Source organism: Brevundimonas sp. AAP58, assembly GCF_001295975.1.
In the GTDB taxonomy this organism is placed as follows: domain Bacteria; phylum Pseudomonadota; class Alphaproteobacteria; order Caulobacterales; family Caulobacteraceae; genus Brevundimonas.
In genome coordinates, this window is record NZ_LJHU01000058.1 from 46,538 (window position 1) to 72,283 (window position 25,746).

Here is a 25,746-nt window from a genome sequence, read left to right on the forward strand (position 1 = left end):
CCGGCCCATCAGTTGCCCGCCAATAGTTGCGCCTTCGCGTTGCCAAGATTGAAAGCCACGGGCTAGACGGAAGGCCCCCGAACAAGGACCGACCGATGCGCCTGTCGCGCTACTTCCTGCCGACCCTGAAAGAGGCGCCGTCCGACGCCCAGATCGTGTCCCACCAGCTGATGCTGCGCGCCGGTCTGATCCGGCAGGAGGCGGCGGGGATCTACGCCTGGCTGCCGCTGGGCTTGCGCGTGCTGAAGCGCATCGAGCAGATCGTGCGCGAGGAGCAAGAGCGGGCGGGGGCGGTCGAGCTGCTGATGCCGACGCTGCAGCTGGCCGACCTGTGGCGGGAATCGGGGCGTTACGACGCTTATGGTCCGGAGATGCTGCGCATCACCGACCGGCACGAACGCGAGCTGCTGTACGGCCCCACCAACGAGGAGATGATCACCGACATCTTCCGGGCCTATGTGAAGAGCTACAAGGCACTGCCGCTGAACCTGTTTCACATCCAGTGGAAGTTCCGCGACGAGCGCCGGCCGCGCTTCGGCGTCATGCGCGGGCGCGAGTTCCTGATGAAGGACGCCTATTCCTTCGACCTCGACGAGGCGTCGGCGCGGCGGGCCTATAACCGCATGTTCGTGGCCTATCTGAACACCTTCGCGCGGATGGGGCTGAAGGCGGTGCCGATGCGCGCCGACACCGGGCCGATCGGCGGGGACCTGTCTCACGAGTTCATCGTGCTGGCCGACACCGGCGAGAGCCAGGTGTTCTGTGACAAGAAGCTGGTCGAGATGCCCGCGCCGGGCGGTGACGTCGACTGGAACGATCTGCAGTCCATCGTCGACGGTCGGACCTCGCTCTATGCGGCGACGGAGGAGATGCACAACGCCGCCGCGTTCGAGGCGCAGACGGCCGAGGAAGACCGGCTTACCGCGCGCGGCATCGAGGTGGGGCACATCTTCTATTTCGGGACCAAATACTCCGCCCCGATGAAGGCGCGCGTGGCCGGACCAGACGGGCAGGACACGGACGTGCACATGGGCAGCTATGGCGTAGGCGTGTCTCGTTTGCTGGGTGCCATCATCGAGGCCAGCCATGACGAGGCGGGCATCATCTGGCCGGATGCGGTGGCGCCCTTCGACGTCGTCGTCATCAACCTGCGCGCCAACGATCCCGATGTCTGCCAGGCCTGTGAGGCGGCGGTCGAGGCGCTGGAGGGCGCGGGCAAGGCGGTGCTCTACGACGACACCGACGAGCGGCCGGGCGGCAAGTTCGCCACGGCCGACCTGATCGGCGTCCCGTGGCAGCTGACCATCGGACCCAAGGGCGTCGCCGAGGGCGTGGTCGAGCTGAAGCGGCGGGCCACAGGCGAGAAGATCACCCTGCCGCTCGATCGGGCGATGGAGCGCATCGGTTGACCGCGACCCCCGTCGGTGCGCCGGTGAAGCCGGCCGGTCCGTTCTCCGCCTGGGAGGTGGGGCTCGCGCTCCGCTACCTGCGCGCCAAGCGCAAGGAGGGCGGGGTGGCGACCATCGCCATCATCAGCTTCGTCGGCATCATGCTGGCGGTCGCCGTCCTGATCAGCGTGATGAGCATCATGGCCGGCTTCCGGTCCGAGCTGCTGGGCCGGATGCTGAGCTTCAACGGCCATATGTACGTCCAGGGCCAGGTCCTGCAGGCCCCGGACCGCGACGCGGTGCTGGAGCGCATCGCGGCGGTGCCGGGGGTTCAGAGCGTCAGTCCTCTGACGGAAAATCAGGCTCTGGTCAGGGCCGCCGGGCAAACGACCGGAGCCTTCGTGCGGGGCCTGCGTCCGCAGGATCTGGGCTCGATGCAGTATGTCTCGTCCAGCCTGTCGGATCAGGCGCGCGCCAGCTTCGGTCGAGGGGCTTATGGCGGCGAGAATGTGCTGATCGGCCAGGCGCTCGCCGATGCGCTGGGCCTGCGGGTGGGCGATCCCATCACCCTGTATTCCCCGACCGGCGCGGACAGCGCCTTCGGCAATCTCGGCGGGCTGGAGAAGACCTACGTCATCGGCGGGACCTATTCGTCGGGTACGGCGGACTACGACCGGGCCTTCATCTTCATGCCGCTGGAGCAGGCGCAGCTGTTTTTCGGCAAGGAAGGCGTGTGGGACGTGATCGAGCTGAAGGTCGCCGATCCGGATCGGGTCGCGGACTATCTGGAACCGGTCGCCACGGCCGCCGGGCCGGGCGCCTTCGTTCAGGACTGGCGCGATCGCCTCGCCGCCTTCTGGGGTGCCTTGAAAGTCGAGCGGGTGGCCATGTCGATCATCCTGGGCCTGGTCGTCGCCATCGCGGCCATGAACATCATCTCCGGCATCGTCATGCTGGTGAAGAACAAGGGCCGCGACATCGCCATCCTGCGCACCATCGGGGCCAGTCCGTCGTCGATCCTGCGGGTCTTCTTCATGGCCGGGGCGACCATCGGCGTGGCCGGGACGCTGGCGGGGCTGACGTTGGGCCTGCTGTTCTGCCTGAACATCGGCGCGATCCAGCACTTCCTGGAGGCGATCACGGGCGTTCAGCTGTTCAACGCCGACGTCTACATGCTCGACGCCATTCCGGCCCTGGTCGATCCGGTCGATGTCTTCTGGGTGGCGGTCTGGTCGCTGCTGATGAGCTGCGTGGCCAGCCTGCCGCCGTCGTGGAACGCGAGCCGGATCGATCCGGTGGAGGCCCTGCGCTTTGAGTGATCCGGTCCTTTCGCTGCGGGGCGTGACCCGCACCTACGACACGGCCCAGGGCGGGCTGACGGTGCTGAAGGGCGTCGATCTGGACATCTTCCCCGGCGAGCTGGTCGGGCTGATCGGGCCGTCGGGGTCGGGCAAGTCGTCGCTGCTGCATGCCGCCGGGCTGCTGGAGCGGCCGACGTCGGGGGAGGTGCGGATCGACGGCGAGGATGTCGGCGCGCTGGACGAGCGAGCCCGCACCCGAATTCGGCTGAGCCGCGTGGGCTTCGTCTACCAGTTCCACCATCTGCTGCCGGAGTTCGATGCGCGCGACAACGTCGCCCTGCCGATGCGCATCGCGGGCTTTTCGGAAGCCGAGGCGCGGCGTCAGGCCGAGGAGACGCTGACGGCGCTCGGTCTCGGCGAACGCCTGACGCATCAGCCCGCGCAGCTGTCGGGCGGCGAGCAGCAGCGGGTGGCCATCGCCCGCGCCCTGGCCAATAAGCCGCGCTTGCTGCTGGCCGATGAGCCGACCGGCAACCTGGACCCGACCACCAGCCAGTCTGTGTTCGAGTCCCTGCGGGACCTGACCAAGACGACAGGCGTCGCGGCCCTGATCGCCACGCACAACATGGAGCTGGCCGGGCACATGGACCGGGTCTTCGCCCTGAAGGACGGCCATCTGGAAGAGCGGCAGGCCGAAAGCCGGGAATACTGACGCAGCGGCGTTCGCGGCCTTCACCTGTGACGCTCACGGGCTTATGAGCGGCGCATGACCTCCGACGACGTACTCGACGAATTCCGCTCCGCACGCGCGCTCCGGGAGGGGCACTTCGTCCTGTCCTCGGGGCTGCACAGCCCGGTCTTCCTGCAGAAGAACCTGGTGTTCATGGACGCCCGCCGCTGCGAGCGGCTGTGCAAGGCGCTGGCGGAGAAGATCACAGCGGCGGTCGGGCCGGTCGATGTGGCGATCTCGCCCGCCGTGGGCGGTATCATCCCCGGCTATGAGACCTCGCGGCATCTGGGGGTGCCGTCGATGTACGTCGAGCGCGAGGGCGGCGCCTTCAAGCTGCGGCGCGGCTTCCATGTCGAGCCCGGACAAAGGGTCGTCATGGTCGAGGACATCGTGACCACGGGTCTGTCCAGCCGGGAATGCATCGCGGCGATCCATGCCGCAGGCGGCGAGGTCGTCGCGGCGGCCTGCATCGTCGATCGCTCGGGCGGGCGGGCCGACGTGGGCGTGCCTCTGGTGGCGCTGGCGACGTTGGACGTGCCGGCCTATCCGGCCGACGCCTTGCCGCCCGAGCTGGCGGCCCTGCCTGTCGAGGATCCGGGCAGTCGGAGGCTGGCCAAGTGACCCCGACCCGCGTCCGCCTCGGCGTGAATATCGACCACGTCGCGACCGTTCGGAACGCGCGCGGCGGGACGTCGCCCGACCCGGTTCGCGCCGCGCGCGAGGCTCTGGCCACCGGGGCGGACGGCATCACGGCGCATCTGCGCGAGGATCGTCGGCACATCTCGGATGCCGACATCGACCACCTTTCGGCTGTGCTGCGCGAGCAGGAGCGACCGCTGAACCTCGAGATGGCCGTGACGCAGGAGATGCTGGCCATCGCCCTGCATCATCGGCCCCACGCCGTCTGCCTGGTGCCCGAGAAGCGCGAGGAGCGGACGACCGAGGGCGGGCTGGACGTTGTCGGCGGGCACAACTGGATCACCCCCTTCGTTGGCAAGCTGAACGAAGCAGGGGCGCGGGTGTCGCTGTTCATCGGGGCCGATCCGGCCCAGATCGAGGCGGCGCAGCGGACGGGTGCGGCGGTCGTCGAGCTGCACACAGGAGCCTACTGCGACGCCGTCCGCGAGGGGCGAGACGACGAGGCCGCCGCCGAGCTGGCCGTCCTGACCGCAGGGGCGGTTTATGCCCACGCCCTGGGCCTGGAGGTCCACGCGGGGCACGGCATCGACTACGACACTGTCGCAGCCGTCGCGGCGATCCCCCAGATCATGGAACTGAACATCGGCCATTTCCTGATCGGGGAGGCCATCTTCGTTGGACTGGGTCCGGCGATCGGGCGCATGCGCGAGCTGATGGACGAGGCTCGAGGGCTGGAGCCGACCGCGTGATCATCGGCGTCGGGGCCGACCTGTCCGACATCCGGCGTATCCAGGCGTCGCTCGATCGGTTCGGCGACCGCTTCAAGAACCGCTGCTTCACTGAGCTGGAACGCAGACGCTCCGACCGCAAACCGGACGCGGCCTGGAGTTACGCCAAGCGATTCGCCGCCAAGGAGGCTTGCGCCAAGGCTCTGGGCACCGGCATGCGGCGCGACGTCTACTGGAAGGACATGGGCGTGGTGAACCTGCCGAGCGGCCAGCCGACGCTGGCGCTGACCGGCCCGGCGGCGGCGCATCTGGCCCGGCTGACGCCGCCGGGGCACGAGGCGCGCATTCACCTGACGCTGTCGGACGAGCATCCCTACGCACTCGCCTTCGTGGTGATCGAAGCCTTGCCGATGGCGTAATCGCGCTATACCCGTGCGCGCGACGATCAGACCGCGTTCGGCGGGCGGGGACAGCGATTTCATGGACGAAGAGCACAAGCGCGACGTGACGGAGGACTCCGAGCCGACCCCTGTCGAGACCCCGGACGCGCCCGTCGCCGAGCCTGCGGTCGATACCGGCGCCGGTGAGGTCGACGCCGCCGAAGCGGCCTTCGCGGCGTCCGAAAGCGGCACACCCGTGGAGCCAGACGCGCCGGTGGAGACCTCCCCTGCTGAAGCAGGACCGGCTGTGTCTGAACCTGAGGCCGCCGCCGCGGCGCCGGAGCCTGAGCCCGTTCAACCCGCCGCGCCCGAACCGGTTCTGGCCACCGCTGCCGCCGGGACCGTCGCCGCCGCCTCCCGTCCGATCTGGAGCGATCAGGGCGACGCGCCCTTCGACGACGGCGGCAAGAAGGAGAAGATCCCGCCCGCCGCCCGGGTGAAGGATGATGACGACGACGGTGGACGCTCCGCGGGGTCAGAGACGCTGGAGATCGTCAAGACCATCGTCGTCGCGCTGGCCATCGCCTTCGTGCTGCGGGTGCTGCTGTTCCAGCCCTTCACCATTCCGTCCGCCTCGATGGAGCCGAACCTCTACGAGGGCGACTACATCGTCGTATCCAAGTGGACCTACGGCTATTCCAAGTATTCCTCGGGCCTGCCGATCAATCTGCCGCTCGGCGAAGGCCGGGTCTTTGGCCGCGCGCCGGAGCGCGGCGACATCGTGGTGTTCAAGCTGCCCCGCGATAATCGTACTGACTACATCAAGCGCGTCATCGGTCTGCCGGGCGACCGGGTCCAGATGATCGCTAATGTGCTGCACATCAACGGCCAGCCGGTGAACGACGTTGTCGTCAACCGCGGCGAGGTCGAAGACGTGTTCGGTCCGCGCTCGATGATCCAGGCGCGCGAGACCCTGCCGAACGGCCGCTCGTTCCTGATTCAGGACTTCGGCCCGGGCGGCGATCTGGACGACACCCCAGTCTATGAGGTGCCGGCCGGCCACTACTTCATGATGGGCGACAACCGCGACAACTCCATCGACAGCCGCGTTCAGGAGAGCGCCGGCGTCGGCCTGGTCCCGGAAGAGAACCTGGTCGGCAAGGCGGAGATCATCGCCTTCTCCTGGTCGCCGGGCGCCTCGCTGTTCAACCCGGTCAGCTGGTTCGCCAACGTCCGACCCAGCCGCTTCTTCCGCGTTCTGGATTGATGGCCAACGCCAGAGCCGAAGCCGTGGCCGCTCTGGTCGATCGGCTCGGCCACCGGTTCGCCGATGCCGCCCTGCTGGAGCGGGCCCTGACCCATTCCAGCGTGGGGGAGGGGGCCGACAAGGCTGCCGGCAAGCCCGCGCGCCATAACGAGCGGCTGGAGTTTCTGGGCGACCGGGTGCTGGGCCTGCTGGTCGCGGATCGTCTGCATTCCGAGTTTCCAGAGGCCGACGAGGGCGAGTTGTCGTCGCGGCTGCACGCCCTGGTCGACAAACATGCCTGCGGGCGGGTGGGGGCGCGTCTGGGCGTCGGTCCCGCCATGCGCCTCTCGCCCGGCGAGACCAAGACCGGCGGCCGTCGCAAGGAAGGCGTCGTGGCCGACGCGGTCGAGGCCATCCTGGCGGCTGTCTGGCTTGACGGCGGCATAGAGGCGGCGCGGCGGGTGTTCGAACGGGCCTGGGCCGAGGAGCTGGCCGCGCCCGCGCCGCGCGCGCTGAACAATCCGAAGTCGGCGTTGCAGGAGTGGTCGCAAGGGGCCGGACGGCCGCTGCCGACCTATCGCGTGGTGGGCCAGACCGGCTCGGATCATGCACCGACCTTCACCGTCGAGGTGTCGATCCCCGGTGTGGAGCCCTTGACCGCGCAGGGACGTTCGCGTCAGGACGCGGAGAAGGCGGCGGCGACCGCCCTGCTGAAACGTGAAGGCGTGATTTGACCGAGACCCCTCAGACCCGCGCGGGCTTCGCCGCCATCATCGGCGCGCCGAACGCGGGCAAGTCCACGCTCGTCAACCGCCTGACCGGATCCAAGGTGTCGATCGTCACCCAGAAGGTGCAGACGACGCGGTTCCCCGTGCGCGGCATCGCCATGCACGGGAACGCCCAGATCGTTCTGGTCGACACGCCCGGCGTCTTCACGCCGCGCCGTCGGCTGGACCGGGCCATGGTCGCCTCGGCCTGGGCGGGAGCGGATGACGCCGACGTGGTGGTGCATCTGGTCGACGCCGCCTCCCACATCGCCTCGGACGGCAAGGAGGGCTCGGCCGCGGACCGCAAGTCGGCCGAGGACACCGAGACCATCATCGCCAACCTGAAGGCGACCGGCACCAAGGTCATCCTGGCGCTGAACAAGATCGACGGGATGCGCCGCGACACCCTGCTGGCGCTGTCGCAGGCGCTGTTCGACACGGGCGTATACAGCGAGGTCTTCATGATCTCGGCCCTGTCCGGAGACGGGGTCGACGACCTGAAGACGCTGCTGGCTTTGGCCATGCCGGAGGGGCCGTGGCTCTATCCGGAGGACCAGTCGGCCGACGTGCCGCTGCGGGTGCTGGCGGCCGAGATCACGCGCGAGAAGGTCTATCTGCGCGTCCACGAGGAGCTGCCGTATTCGGCGGCGGTCGAGACCACGGCCTTCGACGAGAAGGCCGACGGCTCGGCCCGGATCGAACAGACCATCTATGTCGAGCGCGAGAGCCAGAGGCCCATCGTGCTGGGCAAGGGCGGCCAGACACTGAAATGGATTGGCCAGAAGTCGCGCGAGGAGCTGACCGAGCTGCTGGACCGGCCGGTGCACCTGTTCTTGACCGTCAAGGTCGATCCGAAGTGGCAGGACAGCCGGGCGCTCTACGCCCAGTTCGGGCTGGAGTTCGACGTCTAGGGTGTTCCAGGTTCCGCGTGACGCCGGGAACCACCCCCGGCTCTTCCTCGCCGTTGTCGCCCTGATCGGGCTGCTGCTGCTCGGCGCCGTCGCGGCCATCGCCGTGACCGTCAGCGCGCCTGAGCGGCTGGCCGAAAGCACCGCGCCTGTCCTGCCGCCGCGCCCGCCGGTCGTCGTTGTCGATGCCCTGCCGCAGTTGTCCGCCCGCCTGCGCCGCGAGGCGGACGCCGGACGCTTCATGGGCGGGGTGCTGGTGGCACGCGGTGACGAGGTGCTGTTCCGTCAGGTCTATGGCGTCGCGGACGCCGACACCGGTCAGCCCCTGACCCTGTCGTCGAAGTTCCGACTGGCCAGCATTTCCAAGCAGTTCACGGCTGTTGCTGTCCTGAAACTGCAGGACGACGGCAAGCTGTCGGTCGACGATCTGGTGTGCCGCTGGATCCAGCCCTGCCCGGCGGCCTGGGCGCCGCTGCGGATCCATCACCTGATCTCGCACACCTCTGGAATCCCGGACCTGATGCAGCGGCCCGGCTGGGGCGTGCGTCGGACGACACCGGCCACCATGGCCGAGCTGACGGCGGATTCAGCGACCTATCGGCTGTCGTTCGTTCCGGGCGAGGAGCTTCGGTACAACAACGCGGGGTTCAATCTGGCGGCCGACATCGTCGAGCGTGCTTCGGGACAGGCATTCGGGGACTACCTCCACACAACCTTCTTCGAACCGCTGGGCATGGCCGACACCGGTCTCGGCGACGCGTCCGATCTCGTCGCGGGCCACGCCAACTTCCCCGGAGGCCTGACGCCGCAACGCCAGCCGAACGTCTCCATCATCCCGGGCGCGGGCGCGCTCTATTCGACGCTGGACGACATGCTGGTCTGGAGCCGGGCGCTGCATGGCGGGCGACTGCTGTCGGCCGAGAGCTACGCCGCCATGGTCGCGGATCATGCGCCTCCGGATCAGGGGCCGGAGCGGGGGCGGGTGCGACGCATCTGGGGGTATGGCGTCATGGCCAACCGGCTGGGCCGCCGCGTCAGCCCCGGCTTCGACGACATCCAGGTCTATCACACGGGCAGCTGGTCGGGGTTCCGCAACCTGATGAGCTGGCAGCCGGGCGGGCAGGTGACGGTCGTTGTCCTGACCAACAACTACCACCAGCAGGAACAGGTGTTCCTGACCACCCAGCAGGCGATGGCCGAGGCCCTGGGGCGGCCGTTCCCGACCGCCATGGTCCGTTAGCCTTCTCGGCGCATCCGCTCCTGCCGCGCCTGCTCACGGTCGTTCTGGACCTGGGGCGCGATGGCGGCGGTCTCGACAGAACCGGCGGGGACATAGCGGCTGCAGATGACGCCCGAGGGGGAGTGTCGCGTCTCCGTCATTCGCCAGGCAGTGGCGGCGACCCCGTCGCGGAACAGCCGCTTGCCCTGACCCAGCACGATCGGAAAGACCATCAGGGTGATCTCGTCGATCACGTCCGCCGCCAGTAGCGCCTGCGCCAGCTGGCCGCTGCCCTGGACCAGCAGATCGCGGTCGCCAGAGCTCTTCAGCCGACGCACCGCCTCGCCGGGGTCCCCCTCCAGCCTGTGGCTGTTGGCCCAGGTCAGGGGCGTGTCCGGGCCCGCGACGACGAATTTGTCGATGGCGTTGAAGGTTCGGCCGATCTCGTCGTCCTGCTCGGGCCAGTGGGCGGCGAAGATCTCATAGGTCCTTCGGCCCAGCAGGAGGTCGTAGTCGCGGCCGATCCAGCCCTCCATCATCTCGCCGACGGTCTCGTCGAAATGGGGCGCCAGCCAGCCGCCGTAAGGGAAGCCGCCGGTCCAGTCCTCCGTCGGACCGCCGGGGGCCTGCACGACCCCGTCTATCGTCAGGAAGGTGGAGAGGCGAACCTTGCGCATGGTCAGCCCCGACCGGGCGCCCAGCCCTCGGCCGGAATGGTGTTGACCATCCAGGGGATGCCGAACCTGTCCGTCAGGTTGCCGTAGCCGGGCGACCAAAAGGTTTCTGAGAAGTCCATTCCGACCTTGCCGCCTTCGGCCAGGGCGCGGAACACGCGGCGGCCCTGCTCGATGTCGTCGGTATGGTAGGTGACGTCGAACCCGTTCTTGGGCTTGTCGATGTTGGGTGCCCACTCGGTGTCCATGTCGGCCCCCATGATCGCCTGATCGCCGACCTCCAGCCAGCAGTGCATCAGCCAGTCCTTGTAGTGCGGCGGCACCGGCATGTCCGGCGGGCCGTCGCCGTAGGGTAGGGCGGCGGTGATCTTGCCGCCCAATACCTCGGCGTAGAACTCGAACGCGGCTCGGCATTCGCCCCTGAAACTCAGGCTCGTCACGATCTTCATGGTCGTCTCTCCCTTCTGTTCGATTCAGTCCGGGTTGGCGGCCAGCCAGGCCTCCAGCCGGTCCAGCGTGGAGTTCCAGCCATATTCGTGGCCGGTCAGGCTGCGTTCGGACTTCAGGCCCTCGTGGGTGAAGTCCATGCGGGTGCGGCCGTCGTCGGTCTCATGCAGGACGACGGTGACCAGGGTGTCGGCCGGCGGGCCGTCCTCGTGGCTCTCGTCCCAGCGGAAGGTGAAGACCAGCCGTTCGGGCTCCACGATCTCGCGGTAGTGGCCGCCCTGCCAGAGGTCCTCGCCGGTCTCGACCGAGCGCAGGCAGGCGCGCCATTCGCCGCCGACGCGCAGATCGTTGAAGCCCTCGACCATCGGCCAGTCGGTGGGGCCCATCCAGTTCACTCGCATCTCCGGCCGCGTCCAGGCCATCCAGACCAGGGCGCGCGGGGCGTCGAAGGTGCGCGTCAGGTCCAGCCGGTGGGGCAGGAGCGTCGGCAGCTCAGGGAGGGAGACAGCACTCATCTCAGAGGCTCGGCAGCAGGGCGTTCAGCTGGTCGGCCACCGTGCCCCAGCCCTCGTGGAAGCCCATCGCCTCGTGCTGCTTCATGCTCTCTTCCGACCAATGCCGCGCGGTGGCGACGTAGCGCGTCTTGCCGTCAGGCAGCGGCGTCAGGACAATCTCGGCGACCATGAAGGGCAGGCCCGCGGGCATCCAACCCTTCACAAAGGCGTCGGTCGTGATCCAGCGGCGATGGGTTTCGACCAGCAGGAAGACGCCGTCGTTGGGCATCACCTCCCCGTCGGGACCGTGCATGGTGAAGGCGAAGCGGCCCCCGACCTCGGGTTCGATCACTGCGTCCGAGATGGTCCACGGCTTGGGGCAGAACCATTGGGACAGGATCTCCGGCGTCATGAACGCCTTCCAGATTTTCTCCGGCGTCCCGTTCAGCACGCGCTCCAGCACCAGGGCATGGGTGTGCGCACCGGTCGCATGGCAGGGGTCGATGGTCTCAGTTTCGCGGGCCACGAGGGTCTCCCTTTTGAATCTTGCTCAGGTAGGCGTCGAGGCGGTCGAAGCTGGTCTCCCAGTACCGCCGATAATGTTCGAGCCACTCGGCCATGCCCTTCAGGCCCATCGGCTCCAGCCTGGCAGGGCGCCACTGGGCCTCCTTGCCGCGCGTGATCAGACCAGCCTTCTCAAGCACTTTCAGATGCTTGGAGACTGCAGCCAAACTCATGGCAAAGGGTTGAGCCAGGTCATTGACGCTGGCCTCGCCCTCGGTCAGCCGCGCCAGGATGGCCCGACGGGTCGGGTCGGCGAGGGCGGAGAACTTGGCGGAGAGGTCGTCGGTCTGCATGACAGGGCTTTGCGTTTAACCAGACGGTTAAATACTGTGTCTGGTAAGATTTGTCAACCGCCCAGTTGAATACGGGTCAGCGAAGTCGTGCCCCCACCGCCGTTTGGCGGTGGCCAATGCGCGCCAGCCCAAGACCTTCCCGGTTCCGGAAACCGACGACCAGGCGTAAGTCGGACTGTCAAACCACGGAGCGATCCCATGTTCGCCGCCATCTTCGCCACCTTGCTGCTACAGTCCTCACAGGAGGCCGAGGTGGCCGCTGTGCTGGACCGCTTGAATGCAGCCTCGACGGCTGCGGACGGGGAGGCCTACTTCGCCCAGTTCACGCCGGATGCCCGGTTCGTCGGTACAGATGCGACCGAGCACTGGACGCTGCCCGAGTTCCGCGCCTACGCGGCCCCGGTGTTCGCGCGTGGGCGTGGCTGGTCCTATCCGGCGACCGAGCGGACGATCACCATCGCACCCATCGGCTGCCGCTGCATTGCCTGGTTCGAGGAGAAGCTATTGAACGCCAGTTATGGCGAGACACGCGGCTCGGGCGTGCTGCGCCTGACTGAGGATGGCTGGAAGATCGAGCAGTACGTCCTGTCCTTCGCTGTGCCCAATGATCGCGCCGATGCGGTCGTCGAGGTCATCAAGGGCGAGTGATGGAGTTCCACGAGGAGGCCTTCGTCCTCTCGGCGCGCAGCCATGGCGACACCGGCGCGCTCGTGGACCTGCTGACGGAGAGCCACGGTCGGCACGCGGCCTACGTGGCCGGCGGAGCCTCGCGGCGGATGAAGCCTCACCTCCAGCCAGGCGCCCGGGTCATTGTCGATTACCGCGCCCGCACCTCGGATCACCTGGGATCGGCGCGACTGGAGCCGGTGGGGGAGGGGCCGAGCGCCCTTTTCGACGACCCCCTGGCGCTGACCGGCTTGTCCGCGGCCGCGGCGGTGGCGCAAGGCGCGCTGCCGGAGCGGGAGGCCCATGCGGGCGCCTTCTTGGCCTTCGAGGCCCTCATGGGCGCGTTTGCCATCCCGCATGTCTGGCCGGCCATCTTCGTGCGGTTCGAGGCCGGCCTGCTGGAGGATCTGGGTTTCGGGCTCGATCTGGGATCTTGTGCCGTCACCGGCACACTCGACGACCTGGTCTGGGTCAGCCCCCGGACTGGTCGCGCTGTCAGCGCGGAGGCAGGACGACCTTATGCAGACAAGCTCCTGAAGTTACCGCCTTTCATCCTCGGTGCCCAGGCTGGGCTTGCGGACGGAGACGTCCTGGATGGCTTTGCGCTCACGGGCCACTTCCTCGAGCAATTCGTCTTCAATCCCCAGAACAGGCCCCTGCCACCGGCAAGGGACTGGATGATCGACAAACTGGGTGAGGCACGACGGCTGTGACCGCTGACGTCTCCTTAAGCGAATCCCGCTAGGAAGGCAGTGTTCAGATAGGTGTGGCGTCGATGAGTTGTGAGGCAGTGGCGAAGACCAGTCCCTGGACATCTCTCGCGGCGGCCTCGGCCGACCACGCCGCTGACCTCAACACCTTCTTTGACGTCTCCCTCGACCTGCTGATCATCCGCGACCTTGATGGCCGCGTGGTCAAGGCCAGTCGCTCCTGGCTGACAACTCTGGGGCATGACCCCGAGGATATGCAGGGCAAGCCCCTGCTGCGGCTGGTCCATCCGGACGATATGCCCGCGACCCTGAACAGCGTGGTCGAGGTCGAGGGACGCAGGCCCGGCGATCCAATCCTCGGCTTCCGCAACCGTTATCGGCACCGCGACGGCGATTATCGGATCGTGGAGTGGCGCGCCCAACGACACGACGATCGCATCTATGCCGTCGCGCGCGACGTGACCGATCAGGTGGCGGCCGAGAAGGCGCTGATCGAGGCCAAGGCCGCCGCAGAGGCCGCCAGCCAGGCCAAGTCGGACTTTCTCGCCAACATGAGCCACGAGATCCGCACGCCGCTGAACGGCGTCATCGGCATCGTCGACGCCCTGTCGCGCACGCCGCTGAGCCCGGAACAGTCGGAGATGGTCGGGCTGATCCGCGAATCCGGCGTAACGCTGGAGCGGTTGGTGTCTGACGTGCTGGACGTGTCCAAGATCGAAGCGGGCCAACTGACCCTCGAGGAGCGCCCCTTCGACCTGGACGAGGCCTTCGCCTCGGCCGCTGAGGTGGCGCGCCAGCGATGTTGGGACAAGGGGCTGCTGTTTCGGCTGCGGCGCGCACCCGAGGCGACTGGACTGTTCATTGGAGACAGCACGCGCATTCGGCAGGTGGTGTCGAACCTGCTGTCGAATGCGGTCAAGTTCACGGCCGACGGTTCGATTACTCTCACGGTCGGACTGGAACCGGAAGGGTCCGATCAGGCCTGGTTGTCAGTGGCGGTGGAGGACACCGGCGTCGGCTTCAACTCGGACCATGCGACCCGATTGTTCGAGCGCTTCAGCCAGGCCGACAGCAGCATCACGCGCCGTTTCGGGGGAACCGGTTTGGGCCTGTCGATCTGCCAGTCGCTCGTCGAGATGATGGGAGGCGACATCTCGGCCATGTCCACGCCCGGGCAGGGCAGTCGGTTCGAGGTGGTGATCCCGCTCAGGCGCGCGCACGCCCTGGCCGAGGCAGCGGCACTTGAGCCCGAAGTGCCAGCGCCAGTCCGTGAGCGGCCCTTGCGCATCCTGCTCGCCGAAGATCATCCGACCAACCGTCGCGTCGTCCAGCTGATCCTGCAGCCCCATGACGTCGATCTGGTCATGGTTGAGGACGGGGCCCAGGCGGTGGCGGCATTCGCCGAAGATCGCTTCGACCTGGTTCTGATGGACATGCAGATGCCGGTCATGGACGGGCTGTCGGCGACCGAGGCCATCCGCGCGTTGGAAACCACGGGCCGGACGCCGATCATCATGCTGAGCGCCAACGCCATGGCCGAGCATCGCGACCAGGCCAAGGCAGCCGGTGCCGACCTGCACGTCGCCAAACCGATCACGGCCGAGAGCCTTCTGGCAGGGATCGAGACCGCGCTCGCGGGCTGACAACGGCCGCCGCCAGGCCTAGCTTGGACGGGGAGGGTGCCATGAGCGACGACGATCAGACGCCGGGTCAGACCCTGCGAACGGCCATCCTGGATCGCGCGCGGCTGGAGTACTGGGCCCTGGTTGCCGAGGTGGTCAGCGCCATCGCCGTGGTGATTTCGTTGATCTTCGTCGGTATCCAGTTGCGGGATGGCAACGTCGTCTCGACGCGGGCGGAGGCCAACGCCACGCAGGACCAGTGGACCGCGTTCAACGCCTCGATCTACGGCGACGGCGAGACGGCGGACATCTATCATGCTGCCACGACCGGGGTTCGACCCCTGGCGCCAGTCGAGCAGTTGCGATTCACCTTTCTGCTGCGAGAGCAGGGGTGGCTGACGTATCAGGGTTGGGAGCGAGTGCGGGTGGGCCTCCGACCGCCCGAGAGCTTTTACGAGGGGGCCGGCGTCGATCTGGCCATCGTCATCTGCACACCGGGCGGCCGGGGCGCCTGGCCCCAAGTCCGCCGCGAGTTCCCGCCCGCCTATGCCGCCGACATTGATATCCTGGTCTCAGCGCAGGCGAGAACCCTGGGAGCCGCCTGTCCGTCCACAGCGCCCGCGTCCTGACCGTCGACCCGAAGCCGGCAGCCTCTAGACTTCCGGATCGAACGGGACGATTCGCAGGCTCATGACCATTCACACTCCACCTCCTGAGGGGGGGCGCATCGTTGAGGAGCCGATGGGCGAGGCGTTGTCGCGCCGCTATCTCGCCTATGCGCTGTCGACCATCACCAACCGGGCGCTGCCGGACGTGCGCGACGGTTTCAAGCCCGTGCACCGCCGCATCCTCTACGCCATGCACCAGATGCGGCTGAACCCGCAGGCGGCGGCGCGGAAGTGCGCCAAGGTCGTGGGCGAGGTCATGGGCGGCTATCACCCTCACGGCGACGCCTCGATCTATGATGCGCTGGTGCGCCTGGCCCAGGATTTCGCCCAGCGCTATCCGCTGGTCGACGGGCAGGGGAACTTCGGCAACATCGACGGCGATAACCCCGCCGCCATGCGCTATACCGAGTGCAAGCTGACGCCGGCGGCCATGCTGCTGATGGACGGAATCGATCAGGATTCCGTAGACTTCCGCCCCACATATGACGATCAGGACGAAGAGCCGGTCGTCCTGCCCGCCGGCTTCCCCAACCTGCTGGCCAACGGTTCTTCCGGCATCGCCGTGGGCATGGCGACGTCCATTCCGCCCCACAACGTCGGCGAGCTGATCGACGCCTGTTTGCTATTGCTGGACCGGCCGGACGCGACGACGGCGGAGCTGGCCGAGATCGTGCCGGGGCCGGATTTCCCGACCGGCGGGGTGGCGGTCGAAGGCCATGCCTCGATCCTGGAGGCCTATGAGACAGGTCGCGGCGGCATCCGGCTGCGCGCCCGCTGGGAGAAGGAGCCGCTGGAGCGCGGCGGCTGGCAGGTGGTCGTCACCGAGATCCCCTACCAGGTCCAGAAGACCAAGCTGATCGAGGCGATGGCCGAACTGCTGGAGCAGAAGAAGCTGCCCCTGGTCGACACCTTCGACGACCAGTCCGCCGAGGACATCCGCCTGGTCATCGAGCCCAAGAGCCGAAACGTCGACCCCGACGCCATGATGGAGAGCCTGTTCCGGCTGTCCGACCTGGAGGTCCGCTTCCCGGTCAACATGAACGTGCTGGACGCGACGGGCACGCCCGGCGTCATGGGTCTGAAGGGCTGTCTGCAGGCCTTCCTCGATCACCGGCGCGAGGTGCTGAACCGCCGCTCAAAGTGGCGGATCGAGAAGGTCGAGAAGCGGCTGCACCTGCTGGAAGGCCTGCGGATCGTCTTCCTGAACCTGGACGAGGTCATCCGCATCGTGCGCGAGGAGGAGCAGCCGAAGGCCGTCCTGATCGCTCGCTTCGGCCTGTCCGAGACCCAGGCCGACTTCATCCTCGACACCCGTCTGCGTCAGCTGGCGCGGATCGAGGAGATGACGATCGAGAATGAATACAAGGCTCTGGCTGAGGAACTGGCGGCGTTGCGTTCGCTTTCGGCCTCGCCCGCCAAGCAGTGGAAGGCCATCGGCAAGGAGCTGGAGGCGACGCGCAAGGCGCTCGTCTCACCGCGCCGGACCACCATTGCCGAGGCGGTGGATGCTTCGGCCTTCATCGCGCCCGAGGCCTTCATTCCGCGCGAAGCGATCACCGTCATTCTGTCCGAGCGCGGCTGGATCCGGGCGGTGAAGGGTAAGGTCGACGATCCGTCGGAGCTGAAGTTCAAGGAAGGCGACAGCCTCGGCTTCCTTATCCCGGCCTTCACTACGGACAAGATCCTGGTCGCGGCGACGGACGGTCGGGTGTTCACGATCGGGGCGGACAAGCTGGCGTCCGGGCGCGGGCACGGCGAGCCGCTGCGCCTGATGATCGAGCTGGAGGACTCGGCGGGCATCGTCGGCCTGTTCGCGCATCAGCCGGGCGCGAAGATGCTGATGGCGTCGAAAGCCGGCTATGGCTTCGTCGCGCCGGAGGATGAGCTGCTGGCCACCAAGCGCGGCGGCAAGCAGGTGCTGAACGGCGAGCTTCTGGCGGCGCTGCGGCTCGGCGGGGCGGACCATGTCGTCACGATTGGCGAGAACCTGAAGACCCTGATCTTCCGAGTCGAGGAACTGCCGGAAATGCCGCGCGGCAAGGGCGTGAAGCTGCAATCGTTCAAGCAGGGCGGCCTGTCCGACATCACCGTCTTCGCTGCTGACGCGGGGCCTGAGTGGGTCGACGGCGGCGGCCGTCGTCGCAACTGGCCGGACTGGAAGGACTGGCTGGGCAAGCGCGCCGGGGCGGGACGCATGGGGCCGCGCGGACTTCGCAAGTTCCGCTGATCGGCGGCCGCCGAGCGACGGTCTCTGCCCACAGGGCCTGGGAACAAACAAAGAACTTTCTGTTGCGCTCTGGGCCGCAGATGCGTTTTCTGCCGCCTGGAGACACCCATGCGCGACATTCGGACCGACTTCTATGTGCCCCGCGATATCCGCCAGCCCCGTCACGGGGCTCGGCTGGTGGTCGCATGTCTGGCGCGGGATTGCGAGCGCGCCGTGCTGATGGACCCGCGCCCCTTGTTTGGCGCGCGGCGGAACTGGCCCGTGGCCGGACGATCCGAGCGGTTTCGCTGTCAGTGCGGGTCACGCGAGACGCGGCTCAGCTACACCGTGAATGCCTCCCAGCCCGACGGTCCGCTGTCACTGGACGCCATCCGGCTGTGGCTGTGATGTCGTCAGTCAGCGCGCGGCTGTGGGTCGCCATCCGCAACGCTTGAACCGGCGCGGGAACGGGCCACATACTCCTCTGAACGCCGTCGGAATCGACGGGCCGGTCGAGGGTGTCGCTGCATATCGCGGGGCGTTCCGGCCGGCGGGCCGGAGATCGTCAAAGGCCCAGGAGCCGCATCAATGTCCGAGAGTAGAGTCCTCCCCGTCCTGCCGCTGCGGGACATCGTCGTGTTTCCCCACATGGTCGTGCCGCTCTTCGTGGGGCGCGAGAAGTCCGTGCGGGCGCTCGACGAGATCATGAAGGGTGAAAAGCAGATCCTGCTGGCCACCCAGAAGAACAGCGTCGACGACGACCCGACGCCCGACGCCATCTATCCCATCGGCGTCATCGCCACCGTGCTTCAGCTGCTGAAACTGCCCGACGGCACCGTCAAGGTGCTGGTCGAGGGCAAGGGCCGCGCCCGCCTGACCCGCTTCACCGACCGGGAGGAGTATTTCGAGGCTGAGGCCGTCGAGATCGAGGACGACCTGGGCGAGCCGTCGCAGGCCGAGGCCATGCTGCGCGCCGTGGTCGAGCAGTTCGAGAACTATGTGAAGCTGAACAAGAAGGTGCCGCCCGAGGCCCTCAGCTCCATCCCCCAGATCACCGATGCGTCGAAGCTGGCCGACAGCGTCGCCGCGCATCTGTCGGTCAAGATCGCCGACAAGCAGGCCCTGCTGGAGACTATCGCCGTGCCCCAGCGGCTGGAGAAGGTCTATGGCCTGATGGAGGGCGAGATCAGCGTCCTGCAGGTCGAGAAGAAGATCCGCTCGCGCGTCAAGCGCCAGATGGAGAAGACCCAGCGGGAATATTATCTGAACGAGCAGATGAAGGCGATCCAGCGCGAGCTGGGCGAGACCGACGACGCCCGTGACGAGATCATGGAGCTGGAAAAGCGCATCCGAAAGACCAAGCTCTCCAAGGAAGCGCGCGCCAAGGCCGACGCCGAGGTCAAGAAGCTGCGCAACATGAGCCCCATGTCGGCGGAATCCACCGTCGTGCGGAATTATCTCGACTGGCTGCTGTCGATCCCGTGGGGCAAGGCCAAGACCAAGCCGATCGACCTGGCCAAGGCCGAGGACATCCTCGAGGAGGACCACTACGGCCTCGAGAAGGTCAAGGAGCGGATCATCGAGTATCTGGCCGTCCAGGCCCGCACCAACTCGCTGAAGGGCCCGATCCTGTGCCTGGTCGGCCCTCCGGGCGTCGGCAAGACCTCGCTGGCCAAGTCCATCGCCAAGGCGACGGGGCGTGAGTACGTCCGCATGTCGCTGGGCGGGGTGCGCGACGAGGCCGAGATTCGTGGCCACCGCCGGACCTACATCGGCTCCATGCCCGGCAAGATCATCCAGTCGATGAAGAAGGCCAAGACGACCAACGCCTTCATCCTGCTGGACGAGATCGACAAGCTGGGCGCCGACTGGCGCGGCGACCCGTCCTCGGCCCTGCTGGAGGTGCTGGATCCGGCCCAGAACAACACCTTCGGCGACCACTATCTGGAGGTCGACTACGACCTGTCGAACGTGATGTTCGTGACCACGGCCAACAGCCTGGACATGCCCCAGCCCCTGATGGACCGCATGGAGATCATCCGCGTCTCGGGCTACACCGAGGACGAGAAGGTCGAGATCGCCAAGCGTCACGTCCTGCCCAAGGTCACGGCCGATAACGGCCTCAAGCCCGCCGAGTTCGTGGTCCCGGATGAGTCGATCCGCGAGCTGATTCGCTACTACACCCGCGAGGCCGGCGTGCGTTCGCTGGAGCGCGCTCTGGGCGGACTGGCGCGCAAGGCCGTGCGCGAGATGGCCAAGGAGAAGACGCTGTCGATCACCGTCGACAGCGCCAAGCTGGCCGACTACGCGGGCGTGCGGAAGTTCCGCTACGGCGAGACGGAGGAAAACGATCAGGTCGGCATCGTCACCGGCCTGGCCTGGACCCAGTTCGGCGGCGACATCCTGACCATCGAGGCGATCAAGATGCCGGGCCGCGGCCGCATGACCGTGACCGGCAACCTGAAGGACGTGATGAAGGAATCGATCTCGGCAGCGGCGTCCTATGTCCGCGCCCGGTCGCTGGCCTTCGGCGTCAAGCCGCCGGTGTTCGAGAAGACCGACATCCACGTCCACGTGCCGGACGGCGCCACGCCCAAGGACGGTCCGTCCGCCGGCGTCGCCATGACGGTGGCCATGGTCTCGGTCCTGACCGGCATCCCGATCCGCAAGGACATCGCCATGACCGGCGAGATCACGCTGCGCGGCCGGGTCACCGCCATCGGCGGGCTGAAAGAGAAGCTGCTGGCGGCTCTGCGGGCCGGGGTGAAGACCGTCCTGATCCCGCAGGAGAACGAGAAGGACCTCGCCGACGTACCCGACAATGTGAAGGGCGCGCTGGAGATCGTCCCGATCTCGACGGCCGACGAGGCGCTGAAGTGGGCCCTGACGGGCGCGCTGACGCCGGTGGAATGGGACGAGGTGGCCGAACCACTGAACCCGACACCGCCCGCCGCGCCGGATGGCTCGGCGGTCGTCAGTCACTGAGCTTGAAAGCCTCCCCGGTCCGCCGGGGAGGCTTTTTCTTGATCGGAAGCGTCCAGCGCGGCAAACACGGCGCGTGGATGGGCGGCTAGCTCAGCTGGTCAGAGCATCTCGTTTACACCGAGAGGGTCGGCGGTTCGAACCCGTCGCCGCCTACCACCCGGCTTACGGCTAGGCCCCCAGCAGCCGCGCGGCCTGAGGCGCGAAATAGGTCAGGACGCCCGCGCAACCGGCCCGCTTGAAACCGTGCAGCGTCTCCAGGATCGCGCGGTCTTCATCGAGCCAGCCGTTGGCGATCGAGGCCTTCATCATCGCGTACTCGCCGCTGACCTGATAGGCGAAGGTCGGCACGCGGAAGGTCTCCGACACGCGGCGCACGATGTCGAGATAGGGCATGCCCGGCTTGACCATGACCATGTCGGCGCCCTCGGCGATGTCCATGGCGACCTCGCGCATGGCCTCATCGGTGTTGGCGTAGTCCATCTGATAGGTCTTCTTGTCGCCCGTCAGCTGTTTCGCCGAGCCGACGGCGTCACGATACGGCCCGTAGAAGGCCGAGGCGTATTTGGCCGCGTAGGACAGGATCAGGGTGTCGTGGAAGCCATTGGCCTCGAGCGCCTCACGGATGGCGGTAACCCGGCCGTCCATCATGTCCGACGGGGCTACAACATCCGCACCGGCATGGGCGTGGATGAACGCCTGCTCGGCCAGCCGCTCCAGCGTCGGATCGTTGACGATCCTGCCGTCCTCCAGCACGCCGTCGTGGCCATGGTCGGTGTAGCAGTCCAACGCCACGTCGGTCATGACGCCGATGTCGGGCGCGGCATCCTTGATGGCCTTGATGCACTCCGGAACCAGCCCGTCCGGGTCGGTCGCGCCCGTGCCGATCGTGTCCTTGAGCGACGGATCGACGTTGGGGAACAGACCGACCATCGGAATGCCCAGGCTGTGCGCCTCCTTCGCCGCCTCGGCGGCCGCCTTGGGCGAGAGGCGGAAGACGCCCGGCATGGACGGGACCGGCACGCGGTCCTCGGCGCCGTCATGCACGATCAGCGGCCAGATCAGGTCCGACGGCGTCAGCGTGGTCTCGGCCACCATGCGCCGGACCCAGGGGCTGGATCTCAGGCGACGCGGGCGGGCGAAGGGGTAGGAAGCAGGGGCGAAGGGCGCGGTCATGGCGACCGCTATACCGCAGGCTTCACGTCGGTGTGAACGAAGTCGTCGCCCTTGAAGAGCAGCGGCAGGCCGGTGCTCTTGGACAAGGCGTAGGATATACAGTCCGCATAGTTCAGGCTCGCACGATGACGCCCTTTTCCGAAACGTCTGAAGGCCTCAAGCGCTAGGCGTGAATGTCGTTCATCGAAGGGAACGATCGTTGCCTTCGCGTCAGCCAGCAGGGCGGTGAGTTCCGCCAGTCCTGTTTCGCCCCGTCGGCTGACCGTGACCATCGACACCTCGAACAACGTGGCCGCGCCAATCAGGACGGAAGGGGCCTCGACCAGAAGCCTGCCGAAGTGCTCTGCCTCCGCCTCGTTCTGCAGGATGGCCAGGAGGGAAGAGCTATCGACGACCATCAGGTCGGCAGACCGTTCTCGTCCCAGCCCATGATCTCGTCATCGGTACGATGGTCAAGGATGGGGAGGGCTGCGCTTCGCCTAGCGATCTCCAGAATGCGAGCAACCCGGTCAGCAGGATCACCGCGCTTAAGCCGTTCGCGCTCCAGGCGCTCGCTGAGCGCGGTTCGCACGGCTACCGTCAGGCTTTCTCCCGTCAGGTTGGCGACCTGGCGAGCGAGGGAGTCGGTTTCGCGGTCTTTTAGACTGAGCGCCATCTCGGCGACCTTTCTAGAAACGATACCAAGTTATAGATCACGAGCGAGGAAGCGGCAACGCGGCCGCTCCCCTTCGCCAAGGGATCGGTCTAGACAGCGCGCCGGACGACAGGAGACCCCATGGATTTCGCCCTCACCGACGACCAGCGCGCCATCCAGGACGCCGCGCGCGCCTTCGCCGAGGCCGAGCTGGCGCCCCATTCGGCCGAGTGGGACGAGACCAAGCACTTCCCCGTAGACGTCATGCGCCGCGCGGCTGAGACGGGCTTCGCCGCCATCTATGCGGGCGAGGAGCACGGCGGTATGGCGCTGGGCCGGGTCGAGGCGGCGGTGATCTTCGAGGAGCTGTCGCGCGGCGACGTGTCGACGGCCGCCTTCATCTCGATCCACAACATGGCGACCTGGATGATCGACAGCTTCGGCTCGGACGATTTGCGGGCCCGCTATGTGCCGCGTCTGGCGATGATGGAACTGATCGCCAGCTATTGCCTGACCGAGCCGGGCTCAGGCTCGGACGCGGCGGCGATGCGGACGACGGCAACGCGCGACGGCGATCACTTCGTCCTGAACGGGTCTAAGGCCTTCATCTCTGGCGCGGGGACCAGCGACATCTATGTCGTCATGGCGCGGACGGGCGAGGCGGGGCCCAAGGGCATCTCGGCCTTCGTGGTCGAGAAGGAGACGCCGGGCCTGAGCTTCGGCGCGCAGGAAAAGAAGATGGGCTGGAACAACCAGCCTACGGCGGTCGTGTCGTTCGATGACTGCCGCGTGCCGGCCGCCAACCTCCTGGGCAAGGAAGGCGACGGCTTCCGCTACGCCATGATGGGTCTGGACGGCGGGCGGCTGAACATCGCGGCCTGCTCGCTGGGCGGAGCGCGGCTGGCGCTCGAGACGGCCCAGGCCTACGTCGCTACGCGAAAACAGTTCGGCAGGGCATTGAACGAGTTTCAGAACGTCCAGTTCAAGCTCGCCGATATGGCGACCCAGCTGGAGGCGGCGCGACTGATGGTGCTGCGCGGGGCCTGGGCCATCGACACCGGCCATCCCGAGAAGACCAAGTGGTGCGCCATGGCCAAGCGGCTGGCCACCGACGCCTGCTTCCAGATCGCCGACGAGGCGCTGCAGCTGCACGGGGGCTACGGCTACCTGAAGGACTATCCGCTGGAACGGATCGTGCGCGACCTGCGGGTGCACCGCATTCTGGAAGGCACCAACGAGATCATGCGGGTCATCACGGCCCGCGAGATGATGCGCCAATAGGGCGGCGGCCCTCGACGCCGGGGGTCAAAGCCCTGTAAATCCGCCGCAGTTCAGCCGCTCCGAGACCGACCATGCTTGCCCGCATCTATCGCCCCGCCAAGACCGCCATGCAGTCCGGCAAGGCCAAGACCAAGGACTGGCGGCTGGAGTTCGAGCCGGCCTCGGCACGCACCATCGACCCGCTGATGGGCTGGACCAGCTCAACCGATATGAACGGCCAGGTCCGCCTGTCCTTCGAGACCAAGGAGGAGGCGATCGCCTACGCCGAGCGTCACGGCATCGCCTTTCGCCTGCATGAACCGCAGGAACCGCCGGTGATTCTGAAGGCCTACGCCGACAACTTCGCGCCTGGCAGAAAGCAACCCTGGACGCACTAGTAGGTGCGGCTACCGCTCGCGACGCGGTCGCTCGCTGCTTGAGCCGCGCTCTGGGCGGCTAATGCTCGGCGCGCGGCGGCTCGCGGCTTGAGCCGGCGGGTGGTTGCCGCTACCCCCACTTCCCATCAGCGCCCTTAGCTCAGCTGGATAGAGCACCCGCCTTCTAAGCGGACGGTCGCAGGTTCGAATCCTGCAGGGCGCGCCATTTTTCCGAGGAAGCACATGGCCGACATCCGAAACCAGGTTCTCAAAGGTCGGCAGGAACTTGACGGAAACACCTATTACGAATGCGAATTCCGCAATGCCGTCCTGGTGTTCAGGGGTGTTCGGCTGCCCGGGTTCTCAAACTGTCGCTTCACTCAGAGCCGATTCGCCTTCGAGGACAGCGCCGCCATGACCGTGAACTTCCTGCGGGGGATGCTTCAGCCGCAGACCGGCATGCGCGGCTTCGTCACCGGGATGATGCCGGAAATCGAGGGCTAGGCGCGTAGGGCGGCGAAAGCCTGTTCAAGGTCGGCGATCAGGTCGGCGGGGTCCTCCAGCCCGATGTGCAGGCGCAGAAGCGGCCCCTCCAGATTCGGCGCGGCGTTTCGAAACGCGAGTTGGGGGGTCTCATGGGTCGCCAGGCTCTCGAACCCGCCCCAGGAGTAGCCGAGACCGAACAGGGTCAGGGCTTCCAGGAACGCTTCTGCGGCGCGCGCGTCCCCGCCGTTGAGAACCACGCCGAGGATCGAGGCCCCGCCAGTGTAATCGCGGAACCAGATTGGATGGCCCGGATCGCCTGGCAGGGCGGGGTGGAAAACCCGGGCGACGTCTGGACGCGCGGATAGCCATTCGGCCACCTTGAACGCCGATCGGGCCTGCTCGGCATAACGGACGGGCAGGGTCCGCAGGCCCCGGAGTGCCAGCCAGGCGTCGTCAGGTGAAACGCACAGGCCAAGATCTTCGACCGTCGTCCCGATCGCCTTGGCGACGGCGGGGTCGCTGGCGCAGACGGAGCCCAGGAGCAGGTCCGAATGTCCGGCGGCGTATTTGGTGAGGGCCTGGATGCTAACGTCCACACCGTGGGCAAGGGGCTTGAAGGCAAGGCCTGCCGCCCAGGTGTTGTCCATGACGGTCAGGACGTCCTGCGCGCGGGCGGCTGCGGCCAGAGTTGGGACGTCGGTCATCTCGAACGTCAGAGAGGCGGGCGATTCGATAAGGATCAGGCGGGTCCGCTCGGTTCTCAGCGCCATGATGTGCTCGACCGAGGCGTCCGGCGCATGGAAGCGCGTTGTCACGCCCCGAGATGCCAGATGACGAGTGAGGAAGCGCCGCACGGGACCGTAGACGGCGTCTGTCGTGATCACCTCGTCGCCCGGCCTCGTCAGAGCCAGGATCGGCACGGTGACGGCCGAGAGACCCGACGGCGTCAGCCAGCAGTGCTTGGTGCCCTCGAGATCGGCGACCGCTTCTCGCAACGCCGCCTGCGAGGCTGTTCCATCAATTCCATAGACTGGCCCCAGACTGTCGTCGCGCATGTCGGCGACCTGGTCTGACAGCAGGGTCGAAGCCCGCTCGATCGGCGGGCTCACCGGCCGACGCCCCCTGCCGCGCCGCGTGGCCGAGGCGATCAGACGGGTTCGGTCGGAAAGGCGGTCCATTCG

At 67.2% G+C, this 25,746-nt stretch carries 29 protein-coding genes and 2 tRNA genes; 22 read left to right on the top strand and 9 right to left on the bottom strand.

All coding sequences use genetic code 11. From position 1 onward, the window contains the following. Positions 1–95 precede the first annotated feature (95 nt). The 10 genes from proS to IP78_RS08555 all read left to right on the top strand — a co-directional run bounded on the left by proS (position 96) and on the right by IP78_RS08555 (position 9,327). A complete protein-coding gene (proS, locus tag IP78_RS08510) occupies positions 96–1,409 on the top strand; it encodes a proline--tRNA ligase (protein WP_054111258.1) in 1,314 nt (437 codons plus the stop codon). Beyond that, the gene (locus tag IP78_RS08515; RefSeq protein ID WP_054111259.1) at positions 1,406–2,707 is read left to right on the top strand and encodes a lipoprotein-releasing ABC transporter permease subunit; all 1,302 of its coding nucleotides are present in this window, start codon (positions 1,406–1,408) and stop codon (positions 2,705–2,707) included. Before proS ends, IP78_RS08515 begins: the two co-directional genes overlap by 4 nt. After that, positions 2,700–3,401 (top strand): ABC transporter ATP-binding protein, encoded by a 702-nt coding sequence (locus IP78_RS08520; protein ID WP_054111260.1) that lies wholly within the window; start codon positions 2,700–2,702, stop codon positions 3,399–3,401. Before IP78_RS08515 ends, IP78_RS08520 begins: the two co-directional genes overlap by 8 nt. 54 nt (positions 3,402–3,455) lie before the next feature. Then, a complete protein-coding gene (gene pyrE, locus IP78_RS08525; RefSeq protein ID WP_054111261.1) occupies positions 3,456–4,040 on the top strand; it encodes an orotate phosphoribosyltransferase in 585 nt (194 codons plus the stop codon). Beyond that, complete coding sequence (locus IP78_RS08530) at positions 4,037–4,807, top strand: pyridoxine 5'-phosphate synthase (RefSeq protein WP_054111262.1); 771 nt, start codon at positions 4,037–4,039, stop codon at positions 4,805–4,807. The genes pyrE and IP78_RS08530 overlap by 4 nt, the downstream gene beginning before the upstream one ends. Next, complete coding sequence (gene acpS / locus IP78_RS08535; protein WP_054111263.1) at positions 4,804–5,205, top strand: holo-ACP synthase; 402 nt, start codon at positions 4,804–4,806, stop codon at positions 5,203–5,205. The genes IP78_RS08530 and acpS overlap by 4 nt, the downstream gene beginning before the upstream one ends. A 439-nt stretch (positions 5,206–5,644) precedes the next feature. Then, complete coding sequence (gene lepB / locus IP78_RS08540) at positions 5,645–6,433, top strand: signal peptidase I (protein ID WP_054111312.1); 789 nt, start codon at positions 5,645–5,647, stop codon at positions 6,431–6,433. Then, positions 6,433–7,146: a ribonuclease III gene (gene rnc, locus IP78_RS08545; protein ID WP_054111264.1), complete on the top strand. Its 714-nt coding sequence runs from the start codon at positions 6,433–6,435 to the stop codon at positions 7,144–7,146. Before lepB ends, rnc begins: the two co-directional genes overlap by 1 nt. Then, the gene (gene era / locus IP78_RS08550) at positions 7,143–8,090 is read left to right on the top strand and encodes a GTPase Era (protein ID WP_054111265.1); all 948 of its coding nucleotides are present in this window, start codon (positions 7,143–7,145) and stop codon (positions 8,088–8,090) included. Before rnc ends, era begins: the two co-directional genes overlap by 4 nt. Before the next feature lies 1 nt (position 8,091). Continuing rightward, positions 8,092–9,327: a serine hydrolase gene (locus IP78_RS08555; protein ID WP_054111266.1), complete on the top strand. Its 1,236-nt coding sequence runs from the start codon at positions 8,092–8,094 to the stop codon at positions 9,325–9,327. Here the strand turns inward: IP78_RS08555 and IP78_RS08560 are convergent. The 5 genes from IP78_RS08560 to IP78_RS08580 are packed head-to-tail and all read right to left on the bottom strand — an operon-like array spanning position 9,324 to position 11,778. Beyond that, positions 9,324–9,983, bottom strand: coding sequence for a dihydrofolate reductase family protein (locus tag IP78_RS08560; protein ID WP_054111267.1), 660 nt, complete (start codon positions 9,981–9,983; stop codon positions 9,324–9,326). The two genes, IP78_RS08555 and IP78_RS08560, sit on opposite strands and share 4 nt — an antisense overlap. Positions 9,984–9,985: 2 nt before the next feature. After that, positions 9,986–10,429: a VOC family protein gene (locus tag IP78_RS08565; protein ID WP_054111268.1), complete on the bottom strand. Its 444-nt coding sequence runs from the start codon at positions 10,427–10,429 to the stop codon at positions 9,986–9,988. A 24-nt stretch (positions 10,430–10,453) separates the two neighbouring features. Then, positions 10,454–10,942 (bottom strand): SRPBCC domain-containing protein, encoded by a 489-nt coding sequence (locus IP78_RS08570; RefSeq protein ID WP_054111269.1) that lies wholly within the window; start codon positions 10,940–10,942, stop codon positions 10,454–10,456. A 1-nt stretch (position 10,943) separates the two neighbouring features. Continuing rightward, complete coding sequence (locus IP78_RS08575; RefSeq protein WP_082384918.1) at positions 10,944–11,447, bottom strand: SRPBCC family protein; 504 nt, start codon at positions 11,445–11,447, stop codon at positions 10,944–10,946. Further along, the gene (locus IP78_RS08580; protein WP_054111270.1) at positions 11,431–11,778 is read right to left on the bottom strand and encodes a helix-turn-helix transcriptional regulator; all 348 of its coding nucleotides are present in this window, start codon (positions 11,776–11,778) and stop codon (positions 11,431–11,433) included. Before IP78_RS08580 ends, IP78_RS08575 begins: the two co-directional genes overlap by 17 nt. A gap of 198 nt (positions 11,779–11,976) precedes the next feature. On the opposite strand from IP78_RS08580, the gene IP78_RS08585 reads away from it, so the two are divergent. From IP78_RS08585 to IP78_RS08620, 8 genes are all read left to right on the top strand, one after another. Then, positions 11,977–12,426: a nuclear transport factor 2 family protein gene (locus IP78_RS08585; RefSeq protein WP_054111271.1), complete on the top strand. Its 450-nt coding sequence runs from the start codon at positions 11,977–11,979 to the stop codon at positions 12,424–12,426. Next, positions 12,426–13,157: a DNA repair protein RecO gene (recO, locus tag IP78_RS08590; RefSeq protein WP_054111272.1), complete on the top strand. Its 732-nt coding sequence runs from the start codon at positions 12,426–12,428 to the stop codon at positions 13,155–13,157. The genes IP78_RS08585 and recO overlap by 1 nt, the downstream gene beginning before the upstream one ends. Positions 13,158–13,219: 62 nt before the next feature. Continuing rightward, complete coding sequence (locus IP78_RS08595) at positions 13,220–14,797, top strand: ATP-binding protein (protein ID WP_054111273.1); 1,578 nt, start codon at positions 13,220–13,222, stop codon at positions 14,795–14,797. 41 nt (positions 14,798–14,838) lie between these two features. Further along, the gene (locus tag IP78_RS08600) at positions 14,839–15,405 is read left to right on the top strand and encodes a hypothetical protein (protein WP_054111274.1); all 567 of its coding nucleotides are present in this window, start codon (positions 14,839–14,841) and stop codon (positions 15,403–15,405) included. 61 nt (positions 15,406–15,466) lie between these two features. Next, entirely contained in the window at positions 15,467–17,671 is a 2,205-nt protein-coding gene (gene parC / locus IP78_RS08605; protein ID WP_054111275.1) for a DNA topoisomerase IV subunit A, read from the top strand. Between the two features lie 108 nt (positions 17,672–17,779). Further along, on the top strand, positions 17,780–18,058 hold the full coding sequence (locus IP78_RS08610; RefSeq protein WP_054111276.1) for a hypothetical protein: 279 nt from the start codon (positions 17,780–17,782) through the stop codon (positions 18,056–18,058). Between the two features lie 180 nt (positions 18,059–18,238). Beyond that, a complete protein-coding gene (lon, locus tag IP78_RS08615; protein ID WP_054111277.1) occupies positions 18,239–20,635 on the top strand; it encodes an endopeptidase La in 2,397 nt (798 codons plus the stop codon). A 79-nt stretch (positions 20,636–20,714) separates the two neighbouring features. Next, positions 20,715–20,791, top strand: a tRNA-Val gene (locus tag IP78_RS08620). A gap of 12 nt (positions 20,792–20,803) precedes the next feature. Here IP78_RS08620 and hemB read toward each other — a convergent pair. From hemB to IP78_RS08635, 3 genes are read right to left on the bottom strand one after another with little or no spacing between them, the layout of a single operon-like run. Further along, on the bottom strand, positions 20,804–21,808 hold the full coding sequence (hemB, locus tag IP78_RS08625; RefSeq protein WP_054111278.1) for a porphobilinogen synthase: 1,005 nt from the start codon (positions 21,806–21,808) through the stop codon (positions 20,804–20,806). 8 nt (positions 21,809–21,816) lie between these two features. Continuing rightward, the gene (locus IP78_RS08630; RefSeq protein ID WP_054111279.1) at positions 21,817–22,206 is read right to left on the bottom strand and encodes a type II toxin-antitoxin system VapC family toxin; all 390 of its coding nucleotides are present in this window, start codon (positions 22,204–22,206) and stop codon (positions 21,817–21,819) included. Beyond that, a complete protein-coding gene (locus IP78_RS08635) occupies positions 22,206–22,463 on the bottom strand; it encodes a type II toxin-antitoxin system VapB family antitoxin (RefSeq protein ID WP_054111280.1) in 258 nt (85 codons plus the stop codon). The genes IP78_RS08630 and IP78_RS08635 overlap by 1 nt, the downstream gene beginning before the upstream one ends. Before the next feature lie 120 nt (positions 22,464–22,583). On the opposite strand from IP78_RS08635, the gene IP78_RS08640 reads away from it, so the two are divergent. The 4 genes from IP78_RS08640 to IP78_RS08655 all read left to right on the top strand — a co-directional run bounded on the left by IP78_RS08640 (position 22,584) and on the right by IP78_RS08655 (position 24,583). Then, positions 22,584–23,723 carry an isobutyryl-CoA dehydrogenase gene (locus IP78_RS08640; protein WP_054111281.1) on the top strand — a complete coding sequence of 380 codons (1,140 nt, stop codon included), beginning with the start codon at positions 22,584–22,586 and terminating at the stop codon, positions 23,721–23,723. A 71-nt stretch (positions 23,724–23,794) separates the two neighbouring features. Next, entirely contained in the window at positions 23,795–24,100 is a 306-nt protein-coding gene (locus IP78_RS08645; RefSeq protein WP_054111282.1) for an ETC complex I subunit, read from the top strand. A 128-nt stretch (positions 24,101–24,228) separates the two neighbouring features. Continuing rightward, positions 24,229–24,305: transfer RNA gene (locus IP78_RS08650), tRNA-Arg, on the top strand. A 17-nt stretch (positions 24,306–24,322) separates the two neighbouring features. Beyond that, entirely contained in the window at positions 24,323–24,583 is a 261-nt protein-coding gene (locus IP78_RS08655) for a hypothetical protein (protein ID WP_054111283.1), read from the top strand. Here the strand turns inward: IP78_RS08655 and metC are convergent. Then, a complete protein-coding gene (gene metC, locus IP78_RS08660; protein ID WP_054111284.1) occupies positions 24,580–25,743 on the bottom strand; it encodes a cystathionine beta-lyase in 1,164 nt (387 codons plus the stop codon). The genes IP78_RS08655 and metC overlap by 4 nt on opposite strands. Positions 25,744–25,746 lie beyond the last annotated feature (3 nt).